The 8401-nt window shown below is 71.0% G+C and carries 2 protein-coding genes; both read left to right on the top strand.

The genetic code is table 11. From position 1 onward, the window contains the following. Positions 1-2059 (top strand): hypothetical protein (locus MFF54_RS22870; protein WP_238306517.1); only part of this gene is annotated, 2059 nt, incomplete at its 5' end. A gap of 7 nt (positions 2060-2066) precedes the next feature. After that, the gene (locus MFF54_RS22865; RefSeq protein ID WP_096484907.1) at positions 2067-7958 is read left to right on the top strand and encodes a DEAD/DEAH box helicase; all 5892 of its coding nucleotides are present in this window, start codon (positions 2067-2069) and stop codon (positions 7956-7958) included. Positions 7959-8401 lie beyond the last annotated feature (443 nt).

Raw genomic sequence — 8401 nt, 5'->3', positions numbered from 1 at the left:
CAGCGCCCTGACGTCGGCCAGGGCCGACGTCAGGGCGCTGTTCCCGAAGCACGGCCAGATCGAGGTGCGCGGCATCGTCGCCAACTCGCTCAGGGAGGGCGACTGGGTCGCGTTCGGCTCGGTCCCGAACGACAGGCACGGGTCGTCCGCGAGCTTCCGCGCCGCCTCCCCCCGCCGGCTCACCCCCTTCCTGGCGGCAGGAGGCGAGGTCTCGCCGGAAGGGCGCCGCCGGCTCGTCGTGGAGGCCGGGCTTGAGGCCGGCCCGGCAGGCGAATGGTCGGTGCAGGTCTCGCCCGAGGCGTTCGTGCGGGTGAAGTTGCAGCAAGGCGAGGACGGGCGCTACCGGGCCTCCGGTTCCGACCTCGCCTCCTTGACGCTCTGGCGCCTTACCCCGGATCTCGTGATCGACCTCGGCGCCGAGCACGCGGCGCCCAGGCTCTGCGACCATCACAGGGCGGAGCAGCTGCCGGGCACGCTGAACTGGTCCCGGGACGACGAGTACATCCGCATGGCCGCGGCGGCGCTCGGCCCGGAACGGCGCGGGCCGGACATCGCCGCGCTGCTCGCCTGGGCGCTGGGCCAGCATACCGACGCCCTTACCGGCCGCGTCTCTACCCTTGCCGGCGCCGACGCCGGCACGTTGGCCGAGATCGAGCGGGCCGGCACGTTGTCCCGCCGGCTCGCGGGGGAGCGCGAGCTGCTGACCCTGTTCAAGGCCGGGCTGATGTCAGACCCGAGCGTCAGGGAACTGATCGACCAAGCCGCTGCGGACGCCGCCGAGGCCACCCGCCCAGCCCTGGAGAGCGCGGTTCGGACCGAGGTCGAGCGCGAGATGGCCGCCGAGCGCGCCGCGGCGCACGAGCAGGTCCGGGCGCTCATCGCGGGCTTGGAGGCCGAGGAGATAGCGGCGCTGGAAGCGCGCTGCGCCGCCGAGGCCGCCAAGCGGGACGAGGATCTCGCGGAAGCGCGCCGCAGGGGCATGAAGGCGGTCGAAGCCGCGACCGCTGAGCGGCTGCGGGAAGCGGAGGATGCCGCCGCCGGGATGGACGCCCGTCGCGCCTCGCTGGCTGGCGAGGTGGAGGAGCTCGAAGGGCGCAGGCAGGGCCTCGCCGCCTCTGTCGCGGCGCTCGCCGACGAGGAGCGGAGCAAGCTCGAAATCGTGGAGCGCCTGGTCAAGGCCGGCGAGGATGCCGCCGCGCTGCGCAAGCCGGCGGCGGTGCCCGCGGTCCTGGCGCCGTGGCCCCCCGGGAGCGGAAACGAGCGCCGGCTCGGGCTGCGGGACCTTGCCGGCCTCGCGGAGGAAGCGGGCCTGCTGTCGCAGGCGGGCATGGAAACCTTCCTGCGCGTCGCGGTCCTCGTCGAGGCCGGCGAGGTGCCGGTCCTGCACGGACCGGATACCGGCGGCTTCGTGGAGGCGGCCGGGCGCCTAATGGCCGCCGGCCGGGTGGCGAGGCTCTACGCAGACCCGACGCTGATCACGTTCGACGACCTGTGGGCCCGGGCCGGGTCCGGCATCCCGACGCCGCTGGCGGCCGCCCTGGCGAGCGCCGCCGAGGGATGCGCGGCCCTCGGCGTCGTGGAGCGCGCCGAGCGCTCGGGCGCGCGCTTCTGGTACCCGCAACTGGCCGATGCGGCGCGGCAGGGCCGGCTTCCCGCCGCCCTCATCCCGCTCGTCACGGTGGCGGACCCGAAGTCCGAGGAGGCCGCCGCGGTGGCGGCGGAAGGCCCCATGGTGGCCGTCGAGGGCATCTTCGCCGACGGCGCGGCGGCGGTCGCCCCGCTGGTCTTCGCGGAGCTGGCGGCGGCGCCCGCCGCCTTTGCCAAGGGGAGCTGCGAGCCCGATCCGGGGGAAGCTGCCAAGTTCCTCCGCAAGCACGCGGCCGGACTGGACCTTCCGGCGGCCATCAGGCTGTCGCGCATCCACGCCGCCGCGTCCTCCGCCCTGGGCGCGGAGGACGGACCGCGCATGGCCGCCGCGCTCAAGGCCATCCTGTTCGGGTCGGAGGAAGCCGTCCCGCAGGCCGCCACGCAGATGCCCTACCTCGCCGCCCGAGCCTGAGCCAGCCATGTTGGATCCCGTCGGCGGCTTCGCCCGCATGCACGACTTCTTCGTGTCCTACGTGGACACCTCCTTCCGCATCGCCGACCCGGCAGTGGCGCGGGAAAGGCGCGAGCTGCTGCTGACCCCGGACGTGCTCGCCACGGAACCGCTCGTCGAGCCGGTCCTCCGCTACGCGGCCAACGACCGCACGCTTGAGCAACTGCTCGGGACCGAGATCCTCGCGCCCCTGAGCCAGGAAGCGCAGCGCGCATTCGTCGAGCTCGCCCTGAGCGGGCTGTTCGACGGAGCCGAGGCCGATGGCGCGCTCAGGCGGAAATCGTCGTACCCGCCCTACACACACCAGGTGCGGATGCTGGAGCGCGGCATCCGCCCCGGCCATCCCAGCATCGTCACGTCGGGAACCGGGTCCGGAAAGACCGAAAGCTTCATGCTCCCGATCCTCGCGAGCCTGGCATCGGAAGCCGTGAGGTGGTCGAGGCCGGACGACGGCTACCTCGGGAACACGTGGTGGCGGAAGGGCCAGAGGTTCAACAGGCGCAGGTCGCAGCGGACCGGCGAGGCCGCCGACCGGCCGGCGGCCGTCCGCGCCCTGATCCTCTACCCGATGAACGCCCTCGTCGCCGACCAGATGGTCCGGCTGAGGAAAGCGCTCGATTCCGACGCCGCGCGCGCCGTCATGGACGAGCGTTTCGACGGGAACAGGATCTTCTTCGGCAACTACACGGGCGATACCCCCGTGACCGGGCACGAGACCCATCCCCGCCTGGCCGACGACGAGGTGGAGAGGAACAGGCGCACGCGGCGCGGCGCGAAGCTGCGGCTGGCCATGTCGCGGATGGAGGAGGACCAAAGGGACGCCCGGGCCCACGACGCGCGGACGCGGTCCAGGTCAGGGGGCAAGTCCTTCGAGGAGACCAAGTACATCTTCCCGTCGCTGGACGGCGGCGAGATGGTGTCGCGCTGGGACATGCAGGCATGCCCGCCCGACATCCTCGTCACGAACGCCTCCATGCTCGGCGCGATGCTGTCCCGGGAGGTCGAGGACGCAGTCTTCGACAAGACGAGGGCCTGGATCGAGGCCGACGAGGACGCGTACTTCTACCTTGTCTTCGACGAGCTCCACCTGGTGCGGGGCTCGGCGGGCACCGAGGTCGCATTCCTCGTCAAATCGCTCCTCACCCGGCTCGGGCTGGACGACCCCAAGCACCGGCACAAGCTCCGCATCCTGGCGTCGAGCGCCTCGCTGCCGATGGAGGACCACGCCGGCGAGCAGAGCCGCCGGTACCTGCGGGACCTGTTCGCCCCGTTCGGCACCTATGCGGGGCCGGGGGCCGAGGGCCGCACGGACGCGGCGTTCTGGAGCACGTGCGTCGTGCCCGGCGACCCCGAGAAGGTCGACGCCCCGGCCGGGAAGGTCGATCCCGCCCCTTTCAGGGCCCTCCTCGCGGCCGCAGCAGAAGGCAGCCGTCTGGTCGCCTCCTACGGCGAGACCGACGCGAACGCGTCCGCGGTGCGGGCGCTCGCCGAGAGCCTCGGCCTGGCGTCGGCGGCGACGGCGGAAGCCGCTGGCGCCGTGTCCGCCCGGGCCGCCGCGCTGCTCGTGAGGGGTTGCTCGGGGATGGGGCAAGCCCGAGCGACGCCGCTCTCGGACATCGGCAAGGAGGTATTTGGCGCGGCGGACCGCGAGGCGGTGCGCGGCCTGATGTTGGCGCGCGCCCTGCCGGACGGCGGTGCCTGGGGCGCGAAGGCGCCGACCGGCACGCCGTCTTTCCGGGTGCACACCTTCATCCGCAACGTCGAAGGGCTGTTCGGGGCGCCTGTGGCCTCGGACGACAGCAAGACGCGGTTCACCGACCTGACCATCGTGCGGGGCGTCACGCACGGTCCCCCGGGGGCCGATGGCGCACAGGGTCGGCGCCTCTTCGAGATGCTCTACTGCGAGGCTTGCGGCGACCTCTTCCTCGGGGGGCAGCGCGGGCAGGCCACGGCGGACGAGCGGCAGTTCGAGCTGCTGCCGACCTCGACCGACTTGGAAAGCGCGCCCGACCGCGGCGCCCCCGAGCTGTACGACCGCATGACCTTCGACCAGTTCGCGGTGTTCTGGCCCTCGACGGCCCGACCGGTGCTGCCGGAGGGCGGATGGGATGAGTGGCAAACCGCAACGCTCGACGCCGTGACCGGGGTCCTGTCGGCCTACGAAGCCGAGGAGCGCCCGGGCCTGGTCCGCGGCCACGTCTACTTCCAGGCCGATGCGGCGGCTGGGCCGGGCGGGCGCAAGACGGCGCAGCCGTTCTCCTGCCCCCGCTGCGGCACCGACTACTCCAACAGGCCCTCGACCATCCGCACCCGCTCGCCGGTCCGCGCGTTCCGGACCGGCTTCGTGCAGGCTTCGCAGCTCGTCTCGACCGAACTCTTCGAGTTCCTGCACGCCATCAGGACCGAGGACGGCGCAGAGCCCAAGAGCATCATCTTCTCGGACAGCCGGCAGGACGCGGCGAACCAAGCGCTTGAGATCGAGCGCCTGCACCTGCGCGACCTGCGCCGCGAGGTCTTCGTCGACTCAGCCCTTCGCATGATCGAGGCCGCCGGTAAGTCCTACGTGAGCGAGGAGGAGAAAGAGAGGATCGAGGATGAGATGATCGCCTCCGGCCGGCGGAAGGAGCTCCGCAAGCTCTATGCCGAGTGGGATAAGGCCGAGAGCGATAGCGGCGTGAACCTCGCCGCGAGGAAGGTGCGCGTCGACCGCCTGCTGCAGTACCGGGACGACGAGGACGGCAGCGGCGGCAACATCTCCTACGTGATGTCCGAGCTGGTGCGCCTCGGCATCCACCCCTTCGACGAGGTCGGTCGCAAGACCTTCAAGGGGCAGCCCTGGTACAAGGCGTTCAGCCTCCGCGGTGGTAAGGCGGACTTCGCCTCGAACCTGACGACCGTCGAGAAGCGGGACCTCGGGACAGCCATCCTCAGGGCACAATCCGAACTCGTCGACGATGTGATCTTCTCGAACACCTTCTTCGCCTTGGAGGAGACCGGCCTGGGCTACCCGTCGGTCTCGGCCGAGGCCGGGGAGGAGGTCGACCGCCTGGACGCCTGGCTCCGGGTCTTCGCCGGGGCGTACCGGGTCGAGGAAAACCAATACTTCTCCTGGGAGCGGAACAGGGAGTGGCGCCGGCTGGAGAACGTCCCTCAGCGGAACAAGGTCAGCCGCTACGCGCGGGTCGTATTCGGGGAGGACGCCTCCGCGCGGTTCGCGCAGGTGCTGTCGGACCTCGACCGCGAGGGACACGGGGGCGGGGTGATCCGGGTCGGCAAGCTCTTCCTGCGCATGTCGGAAGCCGGCGACCGTTACTGGCGCTGCGGCTCCTGCGAGCGGGTCCACCTCAGGCCGGGCTACGGCGTCTGCACCCGCTGCAGGAAAGAATTGCCGCGCGAGGCGTCTGGCACCGTGGAGGAGTTGTGGAACGCGAACTTCCTCGGGCGCCGCATCGTCCGCGGCAGGGAGGAGAACGTCCGCCGCTTCGGGATCAAGTGCGAGGAGCTGACCGGCCAGACCGACGACTTCTCGGAGCGTCTGCGCCGGTTCAAGGGAATTTTCGTAGGGGCCGAGGGCGAGGAGCCGGACGCGCTGCTGAAGGCGGACAAGGAGATCGACCTCCTCTCTGTCACCACGACCATGGAGGTCGGCATCGACATCGGCTCGCTGCAAACTGTGCTGCAAGCCAACATGCCGCCACAGAGGTTCAACTACCAGCAGCGGGTCGGGCGCGCCGGGCGCCGCGGGCAGGCGTTCTCATTCGTGACGACGTTCTGCCGGGGCCGGAGCCACGACGAGTATTACTTCCGCCACCCGCGCGCGATCACGGGCGACGCGCCGCCACCGCCCTTCCTGGCCGCCGACCATCTCCCGATCCCGAGGCGGCTGCTCCGGAAGGTCTGGCTCAGGGCGGCGTTCGCGCGCCTGCGCGATGCGTGCGGGAGTGCCGGCCAACCTTATCCCGGCGACGGCCTGGTGCCGCCGGATATTCACGGCGAATTCGTGCCGACCGACGCGTTCTACGCGGAGGTTTCGCCCTGGCCCCAACGGCTGCGCGATGCGCTCGCCGCGACCGAACCGGCCATGAGGCGGTTCGTCGAGGCGTCCGTCCTGTCCGACGAGCACCGCACCGAACTCCTGCTGTGGGCGGTTCCGGACACCCTGGTCGGCGAGATCCTGGACCTTCGCGAGGCGCGGCCCGCCGGGCGCTCCGGGCTCGCCCAGTTCCTCGCCGAGCGCGGGCTACTGCCGATGTACGGCATGCCCACCCGGGTGAGGCAGCTCTACACCGGCTTGGTCGAGACCGGCACAAAGACCAACGGGCAGGACGATTGGGACTGGTCGACGATGGACCGCGACGTGGAGCTCGCGGTGTTCGAGTACGCCCCCGGCGCCCTGCTGACGAAGGACAAGCTCAAGCACAGGGTCATCGGCTTTACGGGCACCCTCCCGGAGGCCGAGCGCGAGAACGCCAACCGCATCGACGTCAAGGCGCCGTTGAGCCCTTGGGTCAGCGACCGCGCCTACGTCGCCCGCTGTGCCGCCTGCGGCTCCGCGGCCTACAGGCCGCAGCGCCCGGACGAACACGTCGCTTGCGACGATTGCCGTGCGGATGTCCACCCGGACGAGTTCGCCTGGTACGTGACGCCGGCAGCCTTCCGGACCGACTTCAGGCCGGAGGCGAACAAGCCGGACGACGTCGGCATCATGTCGACCCGCACCGTGGCGACGGTCCTGCGCCACGGCGAAGGTCACGACTGCGGCAACGTGAAGGTCTGGAGCGGGGCCGGCGTCACGGTCATGCACCTGAACGACGGCGCGACGGGCGAGGACGGCGAGCCGACCCGGTTCGCGGTGCAGGAGATGAGCGACACCTGGGTCCTCAAGGGGCAGCCCGCGCTGCGCGCCACGAACCTCGTGTGCCAAGCGGTCGACACCGAACTCGCGAGCGAGGAGGAGCGGGGGCGGTGGCGCGACGGGGTCCCGGTCGAGGAAGCCTTCGGCCTGGTCGCGCGCAAGGAGACCGACGCGCTCTACCTGGAGCTCCTCTCCTTCGACAGGCGGCTCAACCTCGACATGGTCGCCAAGCAGGGGCGCATGTCGAGCACGGCGGCACGCGCCGCCGCCGTGAGCGCCACGCACATCCTCGTCCAGAAGGCCGCGCTCGCGCTTGACGTCTCGCCCGACGAGTTCGAGCCCCTGGAGCCGCGCCTGCGGGGCACGCAGCCCCTCATCCAAGTCGCCGACGCGCTGATCAACGGCTCGGGCCTGTGCCGCCGGCTCGGCGAGCCGCGGACGGACGGCAGGCCCGAGATCCTCCACATGATCGGCGAGATCCTGGGGGATGCGGAGGCGTGGCCGATGAACGTCCTCCTGGAGCCGACGCATAGGTCGAACTGCCACACGTCCTGCTACCGCTGCGTCCAGCAGTACGGGAACCGGCGGTCCCACAGCCTTCTCGATTGGCGCATGGGCATCGCGTACCTTCGGGCCATGGTGACGCCGGGCTATGCCGGCGGCGCCGACGGGAGCTTCGCCGAGCCGGAGCTCTCGGACTGGCTCGCGCGTGCCCGGAACCTAGCCGCGTCGGTCGCCGCGATGCGGCCGGGCTCCCTCCGCGTCGAGACCTCCGGCCGCATCGGGCTTCCGTGCATCGTCGAGGGCGCCGGGGCGGAAGCGGCGAGGCTCGTCGTCGTCCATCCCTTGTGGCGGACGGACCCGGGGGCGGTCGGGAGGCTGCTCGGGACCGAGGCCCGCCCGACGGACCGGTGCGTGAACACCTTCGAACTCGAACGCCGTCCGTTGAAGGCTCTCGAACTCGCAAAGGTAAAGGAGCCTGCTCCAGGCTTCAACGAGGCGTAACCGCATCCGCTGCCTGAGGTCCGAGCTGATCGACACCGTTGCCGCAGTGCCAAGGTGGTGGGGATTCCGGCTTACCGGCCGGCTTCGCCGCCACCTGGGTAGCTGGTCGGCAGCACAATGCTGGTCTTCGGCCAACCACGGGGGGACTTCGCCTGGTTGACCTGAATAGGCTCTACAACGTGATGGACCTGGCGATGCTGAAATCGGTCAGGATCGGAGCGCTGTCGTACCCCTCGTCGCAGGCGGAGCGTGTCCTGATATTGTCAGGTCGACCGATCCCCGGGATTCGAGCAGCGTCGTTGAGGGGGCGTTGACCAAGCCGGCAGGCGTCCACAGGCGCCGGCACGGAACGGCTCGACAGGGGGCCGGGTCCAGGGCATCGTGACCCTTCACCCGCAGGGATCGCCCCGCCGTGATGACCGCTCGCTTGATACGGAAACGGA

Origin of the sequence: Methylobacterium gregans (genome assembly GCF_022179245.1) — a bacterium.
Classification (GTDB): Bacteria; Pseudomonadota; Alphaproteobacteria; order Rhizobiales; family Beijerinckiaceae; genus Methylobacterium; species Methylobacterium gregans.
The sequence above is the reverse complement of the archived record's forward strand: the minus strand, read 5'-3'. Positions and strand labels throughout refer to the sequence as shown.

Bases quoted from the DNA above. Each gene is read 5' to 3' on its own strand.
- MFF54_RS22865 (WP_096484907.1), top strand. From the start codon at position 2,067: ATGTTGGATCCCGTCGGCGGCTTCGCCCGCATGCACGACTTCTTCGTG.